This window comes from Paraburkholderia franconis, assembly GCF_009362735.1.
Taxonomy (GTDB): domain Bacteria; phylum Pseudomonadota; class Gammaproteobacteria; order Burkholderiales; family Burkholderiaceae; genus Paraburkholderia; species Paraburkholderia franconis.
Map to the genome: position 1 here is coordinate 1 of NZ_WHNP01000060.1, position 20,406 is coordinate 20,406.

The window sequence follows — 20,406 nt, forward strand, 5'->3', positions numbered from 1 at the left end:
TTGCCGCCGTCGAGCGAAAACCGCTGCCGGTGCCGACAGGCCCGAACCAGAGCTGGTCGATGGATTTTGTTTCTGATGGACTGGCTTACGGCCAGCGGTTTCGCTGCCTGAATGTGGTCGACGACTACACGCGGGAATGTCTGGCTATCGAAGTCGACACTTCACTGCCGGGTCTGCGCGTAAAGCACGTGTTGCAACGGTTAGGCGAGATGCGTGGATTGCCTGCATCCATCACGGTAGACAACGGCCCGGAATTCGCGGGTAAGGTGCTGGATGCATGGGCTTACGAAGCCGGCGTYACGCTGTCGTTCATCCGGCCAGGCAAGCCCGTCGAGAACGCGTACATCGAGAGCTTCAACGGACGCTTCCGTGACGAATGCCTGAATGAGCACTGGTTCGTCTCGATGCGTCATGCCAGACGCCTGATTGAAGAATGGAGAAACGAGTACAACACCGAACGGCCTCACAGCTCGCTCGGATATCTGACGCCCAGGCAGTTCACACAGGCACATGAAGCGAAGCAGCTTTTAACCTCGGACTCTAACAGCGGTCCGGACTAATACCGGGGGCAGGTCAACCAAGCAAATTGCGAAGCATGATTGCGTACATCAGTCCAAGCTTTGAGTACGGATCATTCTGCGGACTATCGTACAGAATAAGCGTATGCGCAGTGGTAGCCTGAGCACGAGCGCTCCCGGGCAACATCAATTGTGAGAATCCCGCCAGAAGCACAAGAATAAGAAAGGTCTTGTTCACGGTTATTCTCCGCTAGTCCCGTTCAACGTTACCATTTTGGCGGTTCACTGTGCTCTGGCCAAATCGGGGGCGGCCCGTTTCTTTATAGGCCTCTTCCCAATCTTTCTTCGACATACCCGGTGTGACATTGACCTGCGCGGATCCGTTCGGTAAAGGAGGGACCTTGTAAGATGCCGCAGCGGTGGACTTGTTTTGCCTTGGTGCATTCGCAGAATTTCCTTCTTGCGCGTTCGCCAAGGCTGGCTCGAGCGCACTCAGTGAAGCTAGCATCAGCAGGACTGGCAAAAAGGACGGGTTGCGTTCGCGGATGGACTTTAAAACATCTCTATATCGCATAGCGATCTCCTGAATGTTCGCGTTAGCCAGGAATCCTGTCGTGAATATGTTCGAGATAGAAGGCGCGCGCACGACGGCATTTCACCTGCTCATCCCCCTCCCCTTCTAATTGAAGAAAGCATCGTGGCACATATCAATGGAGCATTTGAACCATTGAACGGCGCGTAATCGGAAGACTAGGCTGTTGCAGAGAACGCGTACGTGGCTAACGGGGGCGAAACAAGGAAATACCACCCTTATCGTGAGAACAATCGACGAGCCGGACCCGATCCGACCGTAACTGGGCGAACCCGGGCCGACGGCGAACGCAGCAAATCGATCCTCAAGAGACCGTTCGCGATAGCGAAAAGCGAACACTCGACAGTCTGAGCGAGCTACGCCAGCGTGCCGCGACTAGCCGAGACGTTCGAGCGCGCGAGCACATCCTCCATCCGGTACAGTGGCGTGCCGTCGATGTACTTCCCTGCCGCGACGGCGGCGATCATCGACGGACTCGCGTGGCTGCCGGGCAAGGGACGTGCTGGCATCGGCGCGATCACGAAGTCCGGCTGCAGCCGCCGCCGCTGCACGCGCCGAGCGACGCGAGCGAAGCCGCGCAAAGTGCGTCCAACGTCGCTCGAACGAAACGCGCATCGCGAATAATCATAGGTATTTCCGCAGCCTGCTAGGCCTGCCCGGCGAAGAGATCATTCGTGACGACGAGTACGGCAGCGATGGCGAGGCAATCCGGCTAGCGCTGCAAATGCGCGCGTACATTGAAGTGCATGGACTCGCCCACGCCGGGTTTTGTGCGATTCGCGAGCGTAGAGGCGTCGTGGCCTGGCCGCGCCGGGCATTGTCACGTTGGCAAGGGCGGTCGAGTCAAGATGACCAGATGGCAAAGACCAACGGTCACCGGTTCCCTGCGGCAGTCATTAGCTGCGCGGTGCGTTGGTACTTCCGGTTTCAGTTGAGCCTGCGCGACATCGAAGCGTTGCTGTTCGAGCGTGGCGTCGTGGTCAGTTATGAAACGATCCGGCGTTGGTGCGATAAATTCGGCACGGGCTTTGCGCATCGCGTTAAGGCTTCCCGGCGCAAACCTGGCGCGACATGGCGCCTCGACGAGGTGTTCGTGACGCTGCGCGTCGAACCCTGGCCGCTGTAGCGTGCGGTCGACCAACACGGCGTCGAACTCGATATTCTTCTCCAGAAGCGCCGCGACAGGACCGCGGCGAAACGGTTCTTCAAGCGCGTTCTTGCCTGCTGTGCCGAAGCACCGCGCAAGATTGTGACCGGCCAACTACGCGGCTATCGGGCCGCGAAAGCCGAAATCGCCGGGCTGGCGAACGTCAGGCATGTATTCGTCAAAGCCAGCGCCCGGGTGAACAACCGCGCCGAGAACAGTCATCAGCCCACGCGGGAACGCGAGCGTCGGATGCGTGGTTTCCGAGTCCCTCAACGCACCCAGGCGCTCCTGTCGAGCTTCGGCCCGATCCGGCAGCACTGCGCGCTCAAGAGACATTTGCTACGCGCCTCCCTTTATCGCAACCCGCTCGCCGCGCGCTTTGTCGCATGGCGTCACTTCACTGAGCTCACCCAAGGTTCGTCCGCTTTCTGAGAGCACGGGCTCCCTCTCCGTCATTGCGTCGCGAACAACTCAACGTGCCAGCGCCGTGATGTTACTTAAAAGAGGCGGAGAATTGGCGGGTTCTGTTCGGCATGGGCTCGGGCCCGCAATGCGTCCGGGAAGGTCACCAGCGACTTGATGCTCCAGGCCGGTCTGCCCCTACGGTACGTCCGGCCAATGTTCCAGAGGTGCGCAGGAACTCAGACGCTATATCCGGAATCGCGCATCAAGTGGCGCGACACCTCGCTGTCCGGGCCTTCCGCCTCGAATTGCGCGCGAAGGCTCGCGTCTGCCCTGCGGGTCACGCCGCGGTGCATGGCCACAAGTAACGCGAAAAGGGCTACGAGAAAGAGAAACGTTGGTACGGTAAGCATCATATTGCTCCTGGCTGGTCAGACCGATAGCTGACTGCCGATGGTTGAGCGCGATTGCTTCGCAAACACCATGTCTGTCTGCATTGATTCCGATGACACGCATAATCCGGGCCTGAAGGTGTGCGACGGCAACTGGTTCGTATGCAGGGGAGTCAGAATGTTAGTGGTCCTCCTTCTGCCAAAACGCGATACTTTCATTACTAGCCATATCGGTTTGCATTACGTCACGTTATGACATATATGACGCAATGATAAGATGAATAGTATGTTATGCAAAACGATGCTGTTCTTGTCCATCCCCTTCATTGCAGGCGCGCCGCTCTTCGTGCAGCGTGCAAGCCTGAGGTGCCACCCGCGACGTCGTCGGCCGTCCGGACCCCTCCTACGTGGGCCAAAGCATCCATCGACGCCGCTTGAGAGCAGGCGGTTTTCCGACATATCGTCTCGTTCTTCGTTTTGGCAGGGACAGGGAGAGATGCGCCGACGACCGCGTTGCGCCATGAAACAGGACGAATGCCAGCTCGTCGTTCGCTCCCGGAAACGCGATTACGGTAAAAGCCAGAAGGCAGCATACGGCCAGGATAACCACGCAGTACGGCCACGCAAGATCGGCGCTCGTCGCTATAACATCGGCCAGATGAAAATCACGTGCTGATCACGAGGCGCTGCATTGACGGGGGAAACGCCGGAGCGCGATCCGCTCACTCCGCTGCATCCGTTCATCCGTCGCGGGACAGTCCGGAATGGACCGGAGGATAGTCCGTCTACCACGACACCCTCCTCTTGTTTTACCACTGTCGCTGCGCCCGTGACGGGATACGCGCGGCAGTCTTCAGCGTCGTTGGCGAAACGCAACGCGGCAGCCCCGCGCATACCGCCCGGCGCAGCATCGGCCAAGCCTCGACCTGCCGCTACCAGAGCGAGCATGACGGCCACCGCGCACCTCATCGCCCGACGATTCATCTCTGCATCCTCCGTTCTCTTGGCCGTACTCATTACACAGTCGCGTCAATCAGACCCATCATCCGAGCTGTATCCTGTGCCGGCAGTGCCGTTCGCAGGGCCATCGCGAGAACCAGAAGGCTCCAGATCGCAACGCATGCGACACCCCATCCAAAATCGAGCACGCCCAGTCCGTGACCAATGTCGCTGAGCCAGGACAGCACCAGCATTCCGCCGAACCATGGCAACAGCCAGGCGATATGCGGCCAGCCGAATTCGCTCGCGGGCTTGCGCGCCACGAAGTGATGGTGAACGGCGTAAAGGACGAATCCGATCGCGACGATGGCGAAAAGAAATGCGTTCGTGCGAAAGCCCGTCCAATAGATCACCCAGTTGCTACAGATGAATGCGGCAGGTGCGATCACCCCTGCGCCTTTGAGCCGGAATTGCCGCGCGAGATCCGGCATGCTCTGACGCAGCACGAGCAATGCGACGGGGCCCAGACCATACGTGAGAACGGTGATCGACGTGATGTAGTTCACCATCTGTTGCCAGGCAGGGAACGGCAGCAGGAACACCGCGCCGACCACCCACATGATTACGATGGCGACCCACGGTACCCGGTTGCGGTTCAGTTTCGTCAATGCGCGCGGGCCGGCTTCCATTTCTCCGATCGCAAACAGGATTCGTGAACCTCCCGTCACGTACATGAGGCCGGTACCCCCTGGAGACACATACGCATCGATGTAGAGCAATGTCGCCATCCACCCGAGCCCGAGCGTAGCGGCAAGGCCGGCGAACGGGCCCATTTGTCCCGTATAGCTGAGGTGAGCCCAGCCATGCGCCAGGTCGGCTGGCGCCAGCGCATACAGGAATGCCACCTGCAACAGGATGTAAAGGATAGCCGCCAACAGTACGGAGCCGATGACCGCGAGCGGTATGTTGCGGCCGGGATGGGCACTCTCACCGCCGAGATCGATGGCGGTACGAAAGCCGAGATAGCTGAAAATAATGCCGGCAGCAGGCAGCGCGGTGAATATGCCCGTAGCCTTATAACCGTTCGGGTCTGCCGACATCACGTTCCAGTGCGTGCTTGCCGCCAGCAAGACAACGACGGTCAGGAGCGGAACGAACAGCTTCCACCAGGTGACGGTCGAATTGACGTTCAACAACCAGCGGACGGTCATCAGGTTCAGCAGCGCCATGATGCCAAGGATTGCGGCACAGGTTATGAACCCCGTTGTCGAGAGCAGGCCTTCCCCGCCCGGCTGGAGGAAATAGGGAAGATAGTTGTTGGCGTACGTGACGATCGCTTCCGACTCGACGGCGGGCACGGGCACATACGCGAGAAACAGCATCCAGCTCCAGATCCTGCCCATGCCATCGCCGTGACTCGCATGGCTCATATGCACAAGCGCGCCGCTGCGCGGGAACAGCGCGGCGAGTTCTGCGAAACACAACGCGATCAGCATGATGATGATGGCGCCTGCGACCCAGCTCCAGATGCTCAGCGGGCCAGCGATCTTCGAGGCATGAAACGCCCCGAAGAGCCATCCCGAGCCGACGATGCTTGTCGTGCTCGCGAACAGCAGCCCAATAATGCCCGCATCCCTGCGCAAGGTTTTGGTACCGCTAGCATCTGATACTTCCGCCATGGCGGCCTCCTGATCTCCGGCTATGCCCGGGAGGCGTCGCTCCACACTGCAACATGGCGTCCATCGCCCCCGGGATGATGTCGACATTCCGTTACGGGCTTCGCGCATCGTGTCGCCCCGGCCTTCGGGGTGACGGATTACCGTCGATCGAGACCCGGCGCGTCGTCCCCTCGTCGTGCGCCGCCCCCTGCGCGACGATGTCCACATGCCTGCGTGGCCTGTCTTTCACTGAGGCGGCGGTCACAGGAAGGCCTTCCTTCATTTTATGTCACGTTGTGATACATTCAAGCGAAAGGACACAACCTGCTGCGTCCGATGCTGACCGGCTACAAGCTCCTGCCCTCATCCATCGACGCGCCGCAGCAGACCTCAGCACTGCTGGCGGTGCTGCCGCTCGGCGTCGGCGCTGCCGTGGTGACGCTGCTCGCGGCTTTTTTTCGGACCTTGCCGCGAACCTGACCTTTGGGTGCCACTTCAGCGATTGTGTCAGTTGCCCTTCGGTGGCACGCTTGCTGAGCGGTAACCACTAACGACAACCCGTTCTGTCGGCACAACACGCACCTGCCTGCTTCCCGTATGACGCGAAACAGGCAGTTGCGCATCGCACTTGTCGATTCGCACGCTGCACGCCCATCACCAGGCGGTTTAAGTCTCGTTTAATCCGCCCTACCTAGATTGAAGACACGAAGACGCCGTGAGCATGAACGGCCTATCGTTCGAATCGTGCGTCAGAAAAGGAATGCTGCGTCATCGCTACGCGAGCATGAATAGTGTCGCGATAGGCGGGGACGAGCATGGTCACGCGTAAGACGAGCCAATGCGGAAACTTTTCAACCATGTTGTATGGGGCGAGAGTAAGCGCTAGAGCGCCAGCTGCTGTCGACATAGGAGCCAGAATCATGCGAACCCTATCAATGATCGTTACCGTATCCACGCTCTGCGCATCGTCGGTTGCGCTTGCGCAGTCGACGCTAATCATTCATTCATCCCCGCTCAAATGCGAGAACCTGCTGTCGATGGCGAATCACGGCGTGCCTGTTCTCATGGATCGGGTGACGGGAACGAACAGGCAGTTCGTCAAGACGGATAGCGCGCTCGTCATCGACGCCGAAGCGCCCGCCGGCCTGATCGTCGATGATTGCAGCAAGGCGCCAAAGGTTACATTCGCCAACGAAATCGCACGCGTAAGCGACTCCGTGCACTTCGACAATAGTACTTACCATTGACGCGCGAATGCCATTGGGAAAGGAACATGCTTGCAGGGTGGCCGCGCGTGATCCCGGTCTCACCCATGGATTGCTTGCAATGACAAGCCAACTCCGATGAGTTATACCAGTTCGACTGTGTGTGTACCCGAGGTGGGCGCCGTGCCGAGGCACATCGCCATCATCATGGATGGTAACGGGCGCTGGGCAACGCAGCGCAAGCTGCCTCGTGTGGCGGGCCACACGAAAGGCGTCGAGGCGGTGCGCACGACCGTGGAAGGCTGCGCGCGACGCGGCGTGGGCTACCTGACGCTGTTCGCGTTTAGCTCGGAAAACTGGCGCCGCCCCCGCGACGAGGTGTCGTTCCTGATGCGCCTGTTCGCCTCAACACTGGAGCGTGAGACGACGCGGCTGGAAAAGAACGGCATCCGGCTGCGCGTCGTGGGCGACCTATCGATGTTTGATGCGAGCCTCCGGACGCTGATTCAGCGCGCTGAAGCGAAAACAGCTCACAACCTGCGCATGACGCTGACGGTTGCCGCGAACTATGGAGGACGCTGGGACATACTCCAGGCCGCCCGGCAGCTTGTCGAGCAGACTGCGGCCGACGGACGGCCCGCGCTGGTCGACGAAGCCAGCTTCGCGCAGCATCTCGCATTCGCTTACGCGCCGGAACCGGATCTCTTCATCCGTACCGGCGGAGAACGGCGCATCAGCAACTTTCTGCTGTGGCACCTTGCGTATACCGAGCTGTACTTCACCGACACCTTTTGGCCGGACTTTGACGACGCCGCGCTCGAGGCCGCTCTGGCCTCGTACCGGGCCCGCGAGCGTCGCTTTGGACGCGCAACTGCGTGACGAATATCTCATCGGCTAAAAACCGACGCCGATACCCACACCCACGCCACCGCCGTAGCTGCCACCTCCGACGCCGACGCCAATGCTGGGACCTGGCGCGTAATAGCCTGGGCCGTATCCGTCAGCCGGGTAGCCGCTGTACGGCTGGGCGGCAACACATCCAGCAACGCCTGCCGCTAGAGTCAGTATGCCGAAAAGCCTCGTCATGATCGCCCTCCCGCGCATCGATTGCATAGCGAGAATTTTAATCCTCAAGGCCAATGCGCCATTGCTATCTGGATTCACTCGACCTCGTCGAGGCTGATGTCGTCACAGCGCCGGTCTTCCGATGCTCAGCGCCCAAGACCGCTACCGGCGATCTGCTGCTCGACGAACTGGGCGAAAAGCGTATGCAAACGCGTGGTCGGATGAAGGTCGTCTGCAAACATATACGTCTGATCGGCATTGGGTGTGACGTATGTAGCAGGCGAGCACAGCAACGCCGTGTCATCGGGGGTCTTCGCGGGATCGCAGGCCTGCCCCGTGTTGGACACGGCAAAGCCGTTGGCCTTGAAGTTCGCGATGATCTGGTTCACCCAGTTATAGGAATCGATCTGGATCACCTTGCCCTGCAGGCCACTGCCCTGCAAGGCAGCGTTCAACGTTGTGTTAAAGAGTTGCGACAACTGGGTCAGGTTCGCCCCACCGTCGGACGAGACGCGCCCCTTGGGCGAGACACCGACGTTGGGAACATTGACTACGACGACGTGCGTGCCGCCGTTCTGGACAATCTGCCCCACAATCTGGGCCAGTGTAGTTGCGGCCGCTTGCACCGTCGTCACAGCGGCTGGCGGCGAGCCCGCGCGAAGCACGTCGTTCGCGCCAGCCCAGACCAGGATAAGTTGACCGGCATTGAAGCTTCCGTGAGCGGCAAGATAGCTCGAAACCTGCTGGTTGACGGGCATTTCAACGTTGCCGATCACGTCGACAAGAAAATCATTCAGGTTGGCTGGCGTCGAAACCGTGGCACCGCCCTCCGCATAACCCAAGCCGTCGTGTGCGCTCAGTTTATGATCGACACTGATCGTGAAGGCAGCGCTCAGTGTGTCGCCATAATATTGCGCCACATCCTGAGTCCATACCTGCCCCGGGTTGGTCGTGAAACGGCCTCCGCCCACGGCGCTCGCGATCGGCGCAAAGGTTCCCACGTCCGACAGGCTGTCGCCAAAGGAGACGACTTGAAGACGAACTCCGCCCTGCGGACTGCTCGCACCACTGGCACCGCCGCCGCCTCCGCCTCCGCCGCATGCGGCAAGCAGTGCAATCAGTACGGCAAACAATGCCACGTATGCCCAGTGACGAATTCGTCTCATCGGGGTTCTCCACCACGCGACCGGACCGCCATGCCTCCACATCATGGTTCCTGGTCACGTGCCTGACATGACCCGCGATGAACCATCGCCATCGCAAAGAGGCACCCTGCGTAGCCCTAGAATACATCACATATTCGTCGGACAAACGGGCGCCGACTGGCTGACACACGGTCGTTGCCGTGCAACGATCCGCCTCAAGTTGACAACGCCCGCGCGCCGTCTAAAGGTGCATCCAGTATGTATCGGGAATTGCTCGATCCTCGTCCGACATGAATGGATTGTCCAGCCGTATCACCTTCCTGCCAGCCAGATTCCCGCGCTTCAATCCATTCTGAATGTACGGATGTGTATTGAACAATTTCAGATACGAGCCGTCGCGCCAGGCGGTTGTGAAGCCACGCGCGATCGTCGCGGCCAACTCTCCATGATTCGGCGACACGTAGAACAGAAAATCGGAACGATACGCGAGCAGCAGACTTTGCTCGACAGCGAGATCGGGTTCCGTCGCCCGGCGCGATTCCAGTTCGGGATACGCCTCGATCACGCCGCGCGGGAAATAGTCGACGCGTCGGCCTTCCAGCATCTTGAAGATCGTCTCGTACGTCGACGGTGTCTGCACGCGAAGGCCGGCGTCGCGCATGATCCTGGCATCGATCCAGCCGAGCCCCTGCACGCCCGTCATCGAGCGAAGGTCCTCCAGCGTTTCGATCCGGTCGAAATCGACCTGGCGGTCCTGTCTGATCAAAAACACGCGATAGCCGATCAGACCGCGATGAATTGGAATATGCACGACGTTCAGGCCGCGCTCGGCCTGCGCCTCCATGCTCGTCCAGTGGAGGTTGATCGTGTTTCCGCTGGCGAGTTCGGCGAGCGCGCGGCTGCGTTCCATCACGACCTCGATCTGACGCGTCGTATAGGACGCGTTGGCCGCTTTCATCGCGACATCCAGCGTCGCGAGCGCGAACGCCGCATGCACGTCGCGACCCGGCCTGATCTGTGGATAGACAATGTCGAAATGCTGGTCCGGTGCGGCCCGCGCGGAAAACACCGCGCCCGCGGCGGCACTCGCCGCCGTGATAATAAAGCGCCTGCGATGCATAACCACTGGTGACTGAAACTGGGTCGTACAGGTGGCTCGCGTATTGCCGGCGAGCCTGATGAAATCCTGTCACGGGCCGTGCCGCAAAAAAATGCGGACAAACCCCCTGACTGAATGCTCACCGATACTCACGTCATCCCTGCATTTCGCGGCGCGAGCATCCCTCTACTCGACGATCAATCCGTGCCGGATCGCGTACCGGATCACCTCAGCATTGTTGGAAAGCCCGAGTTTCTGCATCAGTCGCATCTTGTGTGTACTGATCGTTTTCGCGCTGAGCGAGCACGCCTCGGCAATTTCGTTGATGCTCCTGCCCGCCGCGAGCATCTGCAGCACCTGAAATTCGCGGTCCGACAGCACTTCATGCGGAGGCACGTCGCCGCGCTGTGTTTCGAAGACCATTGCATCGACGAGTTTCGGATCGATGAAGCGGCCGCCGTCCGCGAGCTTGCGGATCGCCGCGAGCAGCACGTCCGGGTCGCTGTCCTTGGTCAGATAACCCGTTGCGCCCGCGCGCAACGCGCGCGAGGCCACCTGCGCCTCGTCGTGAATGCTCAAGACGAGTACGGGCAGCGCAGGCTGCTCCGCCCGTACTCTTCGGATCAGATCGACGCCGCTGATGCCGGGCATCGTCATGTCGAGTAGCAGCAGATCGACGACGCAACTGCGCAGCTTGTCGACCACTTCTGCCCCTTGCGCCGCTTCCGCCGCGACGACGATGTCGCTCGTCGTTGCGATGATCTGCCTGAGTCCGCCACGGACGATCGCATGATCGTCTGCAATAAGTATCCTGATCATGTTTGAGGTTCGCCATCGAGCGGAATGTGAATCGAAACCGTGGTGCCCGCGCCCGGCGTGCTGCCGATCGAAAGCGACCCACCGATCAGCCGTGCGCGCTCGTTCATGCCGAGCAGGCCATATGAATAATTGCGCCTCACCACTTGCTGGTCGAAGCCGCGGCCGTCGTCACGCACGTGCAGTTCGAGCTTCTCCGCCGTCGAGATCAGCGTCACGTCCACGCGCGTCGCGTCAGCATGACGCGCGACGTTCGTCAGGGACGCCTGCACGATGCGGAACACGGCCGTCGCGTGCGCATCCGACAACGCGGGCTCGCCACCGACGATGCGCAACTCGCAAGGAATCGGATTGCGGCGGTTGAACTCGTCGACGAGCCATTCGAGCGCCGACACGATGCCGAAATTGAGTGCGGCCGGCCGCAAATGACTCGCGACGTTGCGCACCATCCAGATCGTGCCTTCGACCAGTTCGCGCATGTCGTCGGCTTTTTTGATTGCTTCCGGATCGTGCGTGAGGCGCATCTTGAGCAGCGACACGTCCATCTTGAGCGCAGTCAGCAACTGGCCAAGTTCGTCATGAATCTCCATCGCGATGCGCTTTCTCTCCTCTTCGCGGATCGCCTCCATGTACGCGGATAGTTCGCGCTGCTGCTCGCGCGATTCGACGAGTTCCTGTTCCATCTCCTTGCGCCCCGTGATGTCGTTAAGGCCGACATAGATCGCGGGAGAATCGTCGTAGGTCGCGACGCGCGCCGTCGCCATCGCCCAGAACTGCGTGCCATCGGGGCGCCGGAACTGCACCTCCGCATTTCGCAGGCTGCCCTCCGTCCTCAGATGCCGTATCAGATGTTCGCGCTCGCCTGGATCGGCGTAGAAATCTGCGATATTGGCCGACATCCCTTCGTCCATGCCGAAGAGTTCGCGCAGCGGCTCGTTCGTGTACAGGATGTGCCCCTCCGGCATTGACGTAATGCACAACGGCACCGGACTCGTTTCGACGATCGCGCGAAAGCGCGCCTCGCTTGCCTGCAGGCGCGCGTCCGCGCGCCGCCGCTCGTCGATCTGCGCCTGCAGGTTCGCGTTGGCGCGCGCCAGTTCTTCGGTGCGCAACGCGACGCGCCGTTCGAGATCGTCGCGCGCCTGCGATAGCGCAGCCTCCGTTTCCTTGCGCACGGCCACTTCGGCGAGCAGTTGCCGGTTCTGTACGAGAAGCTGCTTGTGCATCGCGCGCAGCTCAAGATGCGCGCCGACGCGCGCCAGCGTCTCGTCGATGCGCAACGGCTTCGTCACGTAATCGACCCCGCCCGCCGAAAAGCCCTCGACGCGATCCTCGTTGCCTGTCTGCGAGGTCATGAAGATAACAGCGATATCGCGCGTGCGTTCGTCGCGCTTCAGACGGCGACACGTCTCGAAGCCGTCGATGCCCGGCATCTTCACGTCAAGCAAAATCAGATCGGGCTGCGCGAAAGCCGCGCGCTCCAACGCTTCGACACCGTCGAGCGCCACCAGCACGCGAATGCCGCGCGCTTCGAGACTGTCTACGACCACGCCGAGATTCGCGGGCGTATCGTCGACGATCAGGACCGTGCCCGTATGTTCAACCGAAGCGGCGAGATGGCTCATGATGCGGTGTTCCCTTCCAGGTACCGCTCGACGAGTTGCAGGATCGCCTTCGACTGATACGCGCGCGCCAGTTGATGCAACCGCGCGGCGAACGCCGCATGCGCCGGATCGCTTGCCGCGATGCGCTCCGCCCACTGAACGATGCCGCGCATGTTGCCGTCGCGCGCGAGCTGATGCAGTTCGTTCATTGCGGCGATGGACATCGCGGCGGGAAACGTCAGAGGTGTATCCGGCGCAACGTCGGCCCACAGGGCACCCTGAATCCATGTGATGCCGAGCAAATCCGCCATGCGTGCGAGCAGCACATCAAAATCCACCGGCTTGGCGATGAACGCGTTCGCACCCGCGTCGAGACTCTTCGCGCCGTCCACGCCGAACGGCGTCGCCGATATCGCTATGATCGGCACGTGCGCGAATTCGGGCATCGCGCGCAGACGCTGCGTCACTTCGAGACCATCGATGCCCGGCATCACGATGTCCGTGAGTATCAGATCGGGACTCTCCGCCTGCGCGATCGAGATGCCGTCGCGGCCGTTGTCGGCCTGGACGGTATCGAAGCCGATACGCTCCAGCAGTTCGACGACGACGGCGCGATTGACCTGCACGTCGTCGATCACGAGCACCTTGAGACGCGGGCCTTCGTACCCCGTGACGACAGACGCAGGAACCCGCGCGCGCGACGCCGGCAGTTCGACATGCGACGGCGGCAGTTCGAACCAGAACACGCTGCCTTGGCCTACTTCGCTTTCGACGTGCACCTCGCCGCCCATCGCGCGAACGAACTGTCGGGTGATCGCAAGGCCGAGGCCCGTGCCGCCCGCACGCCGTTCCGCACCGCTCGCCTGCTCAAACGGCATGAATATCTTCTCGTGATGTTCCACGTGAATGCCGATGCCCGTGTCGTGCACTTCGAAGCGGACTGCGCCGCTTGCGCTTCGTCCGATATGCAGACGCACGCCGCCTTCGTCGGTGAATTTCACGGCGTTCGACAGGAGATTGAGCAACACCTGGCGCAAGCGGCGTTCGTCGGCGCGCACACCGGATGGAGCATCGGCCGCAATCGTGCATTCGAACGCAAGCCGTCTCTGCTCGACCTTCACGCCGATGATTTCCCGTATCGTATCGACAAGACCGGCGAGCGGCACATCGCAGATCTCGATGCGCAGCTTGCCCGCTTCGACTTTCGCGAAATCGAGCGTCTCGTCGATCAACGTCAGCAGGTGTTCTCCGCTTTGCTGGATCACAGCGACACCATCGCGCTGACGCACGCTCAACGTGCTATCGCGCCCGAGAATCTGCGCATAGCCAAGAATGCCGTTGAGCGGCGTGCGTAGCTCGTGACTCAGATTCGCGAGGAACTCCCCTTTCGCGCGATTGGCCGCTTCCGCCGAGCGCCGTGCTTCGCGCTCGATGGCCGCCTCGCGCTCGTCGAGATACGCACGATGCAGGCGCATCCCCATCGCGTTGAACGCCGACACCACGCGGTCGAGTTCATCCGCCTCGCGCGGCGGCGTACGCCGCAGGACGAATGGCTGCGGCGGCTCATGAAAATCGTAATCGCTGACAGTGCGCGCGATCGCCGCGAGATGCCGCGTGACGAGCCGCCACAAGATATAGAACGTGAAGAGCGCGACCAGAAACGTATTCGCGCCCTGGCTCACGAGAATCACGAGCGCGGTGCGCGCAAGCTCGTGATAGAGATTGGCGAGCGTCGCCTCCACATACAGGGTGCCGATACGTTCCACCTTGTCCTGCACGCGGTACAGGATCGGAAACTCCCGCGCGACCGTCATCTCCGTCATGCGCTCGCCCACGGCCACGACCATCTGTGTCCCGGCCGACGGCGACTCCCGTACTTCGGCCGCGCGAATATCCGCGAGGCGAAGCATGCCTTCCAGTTCCAGCTTCAGTTGCGGCTGATCGAGCCGCCATAGCGCTTCGCCGAGACTGTCGCGATAGCTGCGGTCGATATCGACGAGACGGTTCTGAATCTGCGCGATGCCGCGCTCGTAGTCGCGATAGAGCTGCACCGCCGTCAGGATCAGCGTGATCGCGCAGCTAAAGGCGAGCACCGTCGCGAGCAGCCGCAGCACCACGCTGCGCCGGACGTAACGGAGCCCGCTCCACCATGCGTCGAAGCTGTCGAGAGCCATATCTTCCCGCGAGTGCCGCCGTTGTGTGTGTCCTATTCTGCACTCGATGCCAAAGCCCGGTCTACCGCGCCCCACCCGGGTTTCAAACGTCCGATGAAACAACGCGCGCCCGCCCCCAGTCACTACGCCCTGCCCGCATGCCTTTGCTCGTTTTTGCCTGCGTTGTCGTTTGCTATTCCGGCACCTCGCCCACCGCCATCAGCCGGACCGTGCGAGCCGGACGTTCTATCAGCTCGTCGATCAGATCGGCCATTTCGCACAGCGCGTGAAAGCCGTACGCGTCGAGCTGATCCGCATGATGGCGCCGCAAATAGCGCATCGTTTCACCCACTCGCCGCAAAGCACCCGGCGCGCTGTCGGTCAGCGGCCAGCAATGCAACAGATAGGCGAGCGGCGTCACGCTGCGCGTCTCGCACCAGGTGTCGAACAGCCGCAGACAGAGCGAATCGACCTGCTCGACAATGTTCTCCCGCTCGGACAGATAGGCCATCATGATGCATCGGTTCAACATCGCGTTTCGATGGCTCATCATCTGCGATCAGAACGCGTGTCGCAGTCAGCGCAAGCGCAAAGACAGTCGTGTGACATCCTGATTCGCGTGTCAGGAGATCCTTAACGCCATTCATGCAGAAAACCCGCCGACGGGTGAAAACCCTTATATGCCATTGCTTCACGCTCTCCCGGGTTCAGGAAATCCTGACGGCTGAAATCAGCGCTTCCTGAGACGACATTCCGTCGCCGCCGATTGGGCGCGCGCACCGATCCCCCGTAGCATCGCTTCATCGTGCATCGCGGGGAAAGTCATGGCGGGCAACAAATCGCTGCGCTCTCAGGTCGAAAAACTGGTCGGCTCGACGCGTGGCCGAACAGCGCGCGTGCGCCTGCTGGAACGCTCCCGCTCGGGCGGCACGTGCCGCGTGTGCATTCAGATCGACCGGCCGACCGGGTCGTTCTCCCTCTTCTTCTTTCGTCATGCCGACGGCACATGGCATGTGTTTCCGCCAGACAGGCGCCGACCGGAGATGGGGACAGGCCGCAAGGCAGCCTGATCGTTCTGCAAGCCAAGGAGACGCACATGCACGACGACGCTTCGGATGCATTGCCGCAATATGTGATCGAACTGCGCGCGTGGCTCAGCCACTGGTACGACCATGCGTTCAATGTTGGGTACATCCATCCGCCCTTCACGCTCGACCAAGCGATTGCGGACCGGCTCGAGGGGTACTTCAAGGCGGGCCTGACGCCGGCCGAAGGCGCGATGGCGTTCTTCGGCTTCGTGCATTGAGAGGCGGGCGATGAGGTTCGAAGAGTTCGATGCCCGCTTGTCGCGCCTGCTGGTCACGATGCCCGGCGGGACGATAGCCAATCTGACGGACGGCATGATCGCCTGGTGGAATGGCACGCGGACAATCTACGCGTGGATCGGCAAGGGCGACGATGGCAGGCACAGCGGAATGCACGCACGTGAACTCGACCTCGCCGACGATTGGGGGCAATTCCACGACTGGCTCGCCGCATGGATCAACGAGCCGCGCTTCAATGCGCGTCCGGGTGCGGATGGTCACGTACGCTGACGGACACTAAGACACCGGCGGTGCCATCGGTCCAACCACGGCCATCGTCGCCGCGCTCGGCGATGCTCGGCAATTCCATGCTGTAGATGCCGTTGCTCGAGAAATTTGTGGAGTCTGGAGTCAATCAATGAAACACCAGATCGTCGGGCGTTATCGTGGATTCGTCATTGAAGCGCGCATAGAGCCGCGGACGGCCCGTTCGTCCGATGGAATCGCGCTGAGATACCGCGTCTCGTGGTCGTTGCGTACGGGGACGTCAAAACAAAAGATCATCGGTGACTTTGCCGATCCCGTCATATACGACTCGGACAGAATCGCTCTCACTTGCGTTGACCGCGAGGCTCGCGCCCTTATCGATGCCATGCTGGCGAATGGTTTCGAGCTCACTTCAGGCAGGATGCTTCAATTGTGAGCGCCATACGAGGGGAAACTTTTCAGGGTCGTTTTGGCGGTTCGAGGGCAACTGGTCGGTGACAATCTTGCGCGGCACCGGGTTCGAACGCAGTACGCACCTGGAGAAACCCTTTGCCGCTGCCTTGTCGCGGCGCTTTTGCAGAAGCACGTCCAGTTCGGTACCGTATTCGTCCACGGCACGCTACAAGACGTACGGCTCGCTACAACACGTACGGCTCGCAACAACGCGTACGGCACGCCACAACGCGTACGGCTCGCCACGCAGACTGACCATCATCTCATCGAGGTGCCACGTCGAGCCCGGCTTGCTGCATGCGGCCTCGGCACGACGGGCAAACTGCACGCCGAACCGGTCGCACCAGCCGCGCACCGACTCGTACGTGACCGTCACGCCGCGCTCGAGCAACAGCTCCTCGATGTCGCGCAGGCTCAGGTTGAAGCGGAAGTACCAGCGCACTGCGCAGCCGATGATCGATGCCGGAAAACGGAAGCCATGGTACGGCGATTTGCTCTTCTTCGTGCCGGCATTCTATCTTTCGGCGATCCCGAGTTGACAACGCCCGTCAAGAGCTTGGGCGTAACGGACGACGGGGCAGAGTCGCACCACAACCGTATCAGGCATGTCACGCCCTCATGCTAGGATGTCTTTCCCTCACCGCTCCGAGAGACGAACATGGCAGCCCATGACTTCATCGAGTTTTCGTGGGACGAACAGGAAGACGTCAAGGCTGTGCTTGCAAGCCGGGGACTTGATTTGCGCGAGTTCAAGATCACGGACAACGCCCCCTCCGGTGGCGAAAAAGGAGCGATCCGGCAGATCTCCGTAACGCGCATCACCAACGGCAAGATGGCGATCTACGACACCGATCATTTCGCACCGTGGATCACCGATTTCGACGAGGCGCTGGCGGCGGGATATTTCGACGATTGAAGTCGCAGCGTTCATCGTCTACGAGCTTGCATCGGATACCGCCCGCCTGCGCCAGCGTGGCCCAACCGGCCGGCGAGCCGTGCGACATATATTCGTAGGGCATTGTCACGTTGGCAAGGGCGGTCGAGTCAAGATGACCAGATGACAAAGACCAACGGTCACACCGGTTCCCTGCGGCGGTCATTAGCTGCGCGGTGCGTTGGTACTTCCGGTTTCAGTTGAGCCTGCGCGACATCGAAGCGTTGCTGTTCGAGCGTGGCGTCGTGGTCAGTTATGAAACGATCCGGCGTTGGTGCGATAAATTCGGCACGGGCTTTGCGCATCGCGTTAAGGCTTCCCGGCGCAAACCTGGCGCGACATGGCGCCTCGACGAGGTGTTCGTGACGCTGCGCGTCGAACCCTGGCCGCTGTAGCGTGCGGTCGACCAACACGGCGTCGAACCCGATATTCTTCTCCAGAAGCGCCGCGACAGGACCGTGGCGAAACGGTTCTTCAAGCGCGTTCTGGCCTGCTGTGCCGAAGCACCGCGCAAGATTGTGACCGGCCAACTGCGCGGCTATCGGGCCGCGAAAGCCGAAATCGCCGAGTTGGCGAACGTCAGGCATGTATTCGTCAAAGGCAGCGCCCGGGTGAACAACCGCGCCGAAAACAGTCATCAGCCCACGCGGGAACGCGAGCGTCGGATGCGTGGTTTCCGAGCCCCTCAACGCACCCAGGCGCTCCTGTCGAGCTTCGCCCCGATCCGGCAGCTCTTCGCGCTCAAGAGACATTTGCTACGCGCCTCCCTTTATCGCAACCCGCTCGCCGCGCGCTTTGTCGCATGGCGTCACTTCACTGAGCTCACCCAAGGTTCGTCCGCTTTCTGAGAGCACGGGCTCCCTCTCCGTCATTGCGTCGCGAACAACTCAACGTGCCAGCGCCAAGCGGACAATTCAAAATGGCTTTGACAGAGATGTAGGTCCCAAAACACGCTGGCGCATTTACGTCGCCTTCGTGCTGATGCTGCATCAAGGCCTGCGTCGCGGCGAACTGCTGTTGCTGACGGCCGATTGCGTGAGATCCGGTTTCGACAAAAAGCGGCAGATGCTCCGCCATTGGATCAATGTGCGGCAAGACGAATACGAGGACGACGACGCTGACGAACCGATTGACCCGATGTACTCGAAGCCAAGCATCAATACCGTTCATTCTGTGCGCCAAATTCCTGTCAGTCCGGTGACGGCGCAACTGGTTCAAACCTACGTCGAAAACTACCGTGGCCGACCCAGTCATCCCTCCCTGCTCAATTCGTACATCGGTAATCCGTTGGCGACTGAATCGCTGACGAGGGCGTTTTGTAAGGCCTCGCATGCGTTGCCCTTTGCGGTGCGTCAGGAATTGATTGACCGCTGCAACAAGGATTCGATCACGCCGCACGCCTTGCGCCCGTTTAACCGGGTCGAGAATCAACGCGGTTCGTAGCGGTGAGGGGGCGTGTCCGCGCCCCCTCCTCTTGCAGCATGTGTCAGCGGTGCTTAGAAATCATGGTTCATACCGATCGAGAAGCCCGTCTGTTTCTCGTGCCCGGACGGGTTCAGCGTGGCATTGGTCACGTAGACGCCAGTGAAATGCGTGTAGTCAATGTCAGCGTAAAGCAGGGTCCGTTTCGATAGCGCATACGTGACGCCCAGAATGGCGACGTCCTTTCGGCCATCCACGCCGGCCGTCGAATTCTTGTTGTCGTAATACGCGGCCGTCACATTCAGGAACGGCGTCGCCTCATAGCGCAGGCCGCCCCATAAGTATTGGTTGCGCGTCGCGCCGTGCACCGTCGAGGGAACGGATTGCATGGCAAGCGAATACCCACCCATCGCCTCGACGGGACCGAGCGACACTGCACCGCCGGCCGTGTACTGATTGTTGGCAAAATACGGGGTCGTGGCTGCCGTGGTCGAAAGCGGGTTCGAGCGGTGCGTATAGCCTGCACCGAACTTGAACATTCTTGTGTGGTAATTCAGGCCGCCCGCGAGCATCGTCCCGCTGGCAAGACTACCTGCGATGCCGCCCGGTGCGTAGACCGCGCGCGCCGTCCACGGACCGAAATCGCCGTGGTAATGGATCGCGTTGTCGTCGCGGCCGCTGGTGCCGCCGGAAATCGCCGCCGCTTCGGTAACGCCCAGATAGCGCAGGTTGAACGGTTCGAAGTCCCTGATCAGCCGGTGTTGCAGCGTGAACTGATGGCCGATGTCGACCTGCCCGAACGGTCCGCCGAACCCGACCGTGGAATTACGTTGAAACAACTGATTGGTCGTGCTGCTGTTGGCGCCCGTCGACAGAATGTAGCCCGCTTCCAGATCGAAGCGGACGAAGTATCCACCGCCCAGGTCCTCGACGCCGAGAAAGCCCCAGCGATTCGATTTGTAGACGCCGTTCGATGCCATCGTCAGCGCCGCGCCGCCTGCCTTCGTACCGTTCACGAGATTGCGCAGCCCGCCGTCCAGCGAGCCATACAACGTAACGCTGCTTTGTGCGTGAGCCACACCGCCCGAAAGCCCCAACAAGGTCATTGCTGCCAGCGAACGCCACAGGCCAATCCTGCGTGCGCCACCACCTGCTCTTCCAGTTTCAAACATATCTCCTCCATTGACATCGTTAAATTTGTAGGGCGGGGAATGTGCGCCAATGCGCACCCTTCCCGTGCCGTCAACCGTTGATTGCACGAAGGTCCAGCCCGATCTGCGTGCCGCGAACT

At 60.8% G+C, this 20,406-nt stretch carries 21 protein-coding genes and 4 pseudogenes; 12 read left to right on the forward strand and 13 right to left on the reverse strand.

Annotation, left to right across the window (positions count from 1 at the left end; all coding sequences use genetic code 11):
- Nucleotides 1–560: IS3 family transposase (locus GCT13_RS36560; protein ID WP_152766717.1), on the forward strand; the 560-nt coding region annotated here is incomplete at its 5' end.
- Nucleotides 561–573: 13 nt separating this feature from the next.
- Here the strand turns inward: GCT13_RS36560 and GCT13_RS36565 are convergent.
- The 3 genes and pseudogenes from GCT13_RS36565 to GCT13_RS36575 all read right to left on the reverse strand — a co-directional run.
- On the reverse strand, nucleotides 574–756 hold the full coding sequence (locus GCT13_RS36565) for a hypothetical protein (protein WP_152766720.1): 183 nt from the start codon (nucleotides 754–756) through the stop codon (nucleotides 574–576).
- 12 nt (nucleotides 757–768) lie between these two features.
- Entirely contained in the window at nucleotides 769–1,092 is a 324-nt protein-coding gene (locus GCT13_RS36570; RefSeq protein ID WP_152766722.1) for a hypothetical protein, read from the reverse strand.
- A gap of 377 nt (nucleotides 1,093–1,469) precedes the next feature.
- Nucleotides 1,470–1,631 (reverse strand): annotated as a pseudogene (locus GCT13_RS36575) (IS66 family transposase); the annotation flags it as partial.
- Nucleotides 1,632–1,966: 335 nt separating this feature from the next.
- Here GCT13_RS36575 and GCT13_RS36580 point away from each other — a divergent pair.
- A pseudogene (locus GCT13_RS36580) lies at nucleotides 1,967–2,689 on the forward strand (IS6 family transposase).
- Between the two features lie 1,378 nt (nucleotides 2,690–4,067).
- Here the strand turns inward: GCT13_RS36580 and GCT13_RS36585 are convergent.
- Complete coding sequence (locus GCT13_RS36585; RefSeq protein ID WP_227747202.1) at nucleotides 4,068–5,777, reverse strand: APC family permease; 1,710 nt, start codon at nucleotides 5,775–5,777, stop codon at nucleotides 4,068–4,070.
- Between the two features lie 207 nt (nucleotides 5,778–5,984).
- Between GCT13_RS36585 and GCT13_RS48710 the strand changes: the two genes are divergently transcribed.
- From GCT13_RS48710 to uppS, 3 genes are all read left to right on the forward strand, one after another.
- A complete protein-coding gene (locus GCT13_RS48710; RefSeq protein ID WP_193727849.1) occupies nucleotides 5,985–6,128 on the forward strand; it encodes a hypothetical protein in 144 nt (47 codons plus the stop codon).
- Between the two features lie 440 nt (nucleotides 6,129–6,568).
- Nucleotides 6,569–6,895: a hypothetical protein gene (locus tag GCT13_RS36590; RefSeq protein ID WP_152766724.1), complete on the forward strand. Its 327-nt coding sequence runs from the start codon at nucleotides 6,569–6,571 to the stop codon at nucleotides 6,893–6,895.
- A 96-nt stretch (nucleotides 6,896–6,991) separates the two neighbouring features.
- Nucleotides 6,992–7,732 (forward strand): polyprenyl diphosphate synthase, encoded by a 741-nt coding sequence (uppS, locus tag GCT13_RS36595; protein ID WP_152766726.1) that lies wholly within the window; start codon nucleotides 6,992–6,994, stop codon nucleotides 7,730–7,732.
- Between the two features lie 15 nt (nucleotides 7,733–7,747).
- Here uppS and GCT13_RS36600 read toward each other — a convergent pair whose 3' ends face one another.
- The 7 genes from GCT13_RS36600 to GCT13_RS36630 all read right to left on the reverse strand — a co-directional run bounded on the left by GCT13_RS36600 (nucleotide 7,748) and on the right by GCT13_RS36630 (nucleotide 15,249).
- The gene (locus GCT13_RS36600) at nucleotides 7,748–7,939 is read right to left on the reverse strand and encodes a hypothetical protein (RefSeq protein WP_152766729.1); all 192 of its coding nucleotides are present in this window, start codon (nucleotides 7,937–7,939) and stop codon (nucleotides 7,748–7,750) included.
- 125 nt (nucleotides 7,940–8,064) lie between these two features.
- Nucleotides 8,065–9,084, reverse strand: a complete 1,020-nt coding sequence (locus GCT13_RS36605; protein WP_152766730.1) for an SGNH/GDSL hydrolase family protein — start codon at nucleotides 9,082–9,084, stop codon at nucleotides 8,065–8,067.
- Nucleotides 9,085–9,304: 220 nt separating this feature from the next.
- Nucleotides 9,305–10,183 carry a type 2 periplasmic-binding domain-containing protein gene (locus tag GCT13_RS36610; protein WP_152766732.1) on the reverse strand — a complete coding sequence of 293 codons (879 nt, stop codon included), beginning with the start codon at nucleotides 10,181–10,183 and terminating at the stop codon, nucleotides 9,305–9,307.
- 165 nt (nucleotides 10,184–10,348) lie between these two features.
- Nucleotides 10,349–10,981, reverse strand: coding sequence for a response regulator (locus GCT13_RS36615; protein WP_152766734.1), 633 nt, complete (start codon nucleotides 10,979–10,981; stop codon nucleotides 10,349–10,351).
- Nucleotides 10,978–12,603, reverse strand: a complete 1,626-nt coding sequence (locus GCT13_RS36620; RefSeq protein ID WP_152766736.1) for a response regulator — start codon at nucleotides 12,601–12,603, stop codon at nucleotides 10,978–10,980. The genes GCT13_RS36615 and GCT13_RS36620 overlap by 4 nt, the downstream gene beginning before the upstream one ends.
- On the reverse strand, nucleotides 12,600–14,756 hold the full coding sequence (locus GCT13_RS36625) for an ATP-binding protein (protein ID WP_152766739.1): 2,157 nt from the start codon (nucleotides 14,754–14,756) through the stop codon (nucleotides 12,600–12,602). The genes GCT13_RS36620 and GCT13_RS36625 overlap by 4 nt, the downstream gene beginning before the upstream one ends.
- Nucleotides 14,757–14,928: 172 nt before the next feature.
- Entirely contained in the window at nucleotides 14,929–15,249 is a 321-nt protein-coding gene (locus GCT13_RS36630; RefSeq protein ID WP_152766741.1) for a hypothetical protein, read from the reverse strand.
- Nucleotides 15,250–15,559: 310 nt separating this feature from the next.
- On the opposite strand from GCT13_RS36630, the gene GCT13_RS36635 reads away from it, so the two are divergent.
- The 4 genes from GCT13_RS36635 to GCT13_RS36650 all read left to right on the forward strand — a co-directional run bounded on the left by GCT13_RS36635 (nucleotide 15,560) and on the right by GCT13_RS36650 (nucleotide 16,742).
- Nucleotides 15,560–15,805 carry a hypothetical protein gene (locus tag GCT13_RS36635; protein ID WP_152766743.1) on the forward strand — a complete coding sequence of 82 codons (246 nt, stop codon included), beginning with the start codon at nucleotides 15,560–15,562 and terminating at the stop codon, nucleotides 15,803–15,805.
- A 26-nt stretch (nucleotides 15,806–15,831) separates the two neighbouring features.
- On the forward strand, nucleotides 15,832–16,041 hold the full coding sequence (locus GCT13_RS36640; protein ID WP_152766745.1) for a hypothetical protein: 210 nt from the start codon (nucleotides 15,832–15,834) through the stop codon (nucleotides 16,039–16,041).
- Between the two features lie 10 nt (nucleotides 16,042–16,051).
- Nucleotides 16,052–16,330 carry a hypothetical protein gene (locus tag GCT13_RS36645; RefSeq protein ID WP_152766747.1) on the forward strand — a complete coding sequence of 93 codons (279 nt, stop codon included), beginning with the start codon at nucleotides 16,052–16,054 and terminating at the stop codon, nucleotides 16,328–16,330.
- 127 nt (nucleotides 16,331–16,457) lie between these two features.
- Nucleotides 16,458–16,742, forward strand: a complete 285-nt coding sequence (locus GCT13_RS36650; protein WP_152766749.1) for a hypothetical protein — start codon at nucleotides 16,458–16,460, stop codon at nucleotides 16,740–16,742.
- 42 nt (nucleotides 16,743–16,784) lie between these two features.
- Here GCT13_RS36650 and GCT13_RS36655 read toward each other — a convergent pair.
- Nucleotides 16,785–17,216, reverse strand: a pseudogene (locus GCT13_RS36655) (IS6 family transposase); the annotation flags it as partial.
- Between the two features lie 201 nt (nucleotides 17,217–17,417).
- Between GCT13_RS36655 and GCT13_RS36660 the strand changes: the two are divergent.
- The 3 genes and pseudogenes from GCT13_RS36660 (at nucleotide 17,418) to GCT13_RS36670 (ending at nucleotide 19,136) form a co-directional block, all read left to right on the forward strand.
- Nucleotides 17,418–17,675, forward strand: coding sequence for a hypothetical protein (locus tag GCT13_RS36660; RefSeq protein WP_152766751.1), 258 nt, complete (start codon nucleotides 17,418–17,420; stop codon nucleotides 17,673–17,675).
- A 182-nt stretch (nucleotides 17,676–17,857) separates the two neighbouring features.
- Nucleotides 17,858–18,541, forward strand: a pseudogene (locus GCT13_RS36665) (IS6 family transposase).
- Nucleotides 18,542–18,668: 127 nt separating this feature from the next.
- A complete protein-coding gene (locus tag GCT13_RS36670) occupies nucleotides 18,669–19,136 on the forward strand; it encodes a hypothetical protein (RefSeq protein ID WP_193727850.1) in 468 nt (155 codons plus the stop codon).
- 53 nt (nucleotides 19,137–19,189) lie between these two features.
- On the opposite strand, the gene GCT13_RS36675 is transcribed toward GCT13_RS36670, so the two are convergent.
- Nucleotides 19,190–20,287, reverse strand: coding sequence for a porin (locus GCT13_RS36675; RefSeq protein WP_152766753.1), 1,098 nt, complete (start codon nucleotides 20,285–20,287; stop codon nucleotides 19,190–19,192).
- Nucleotides 20,288–20,406 lie beyond the last annotated feature (119 nt).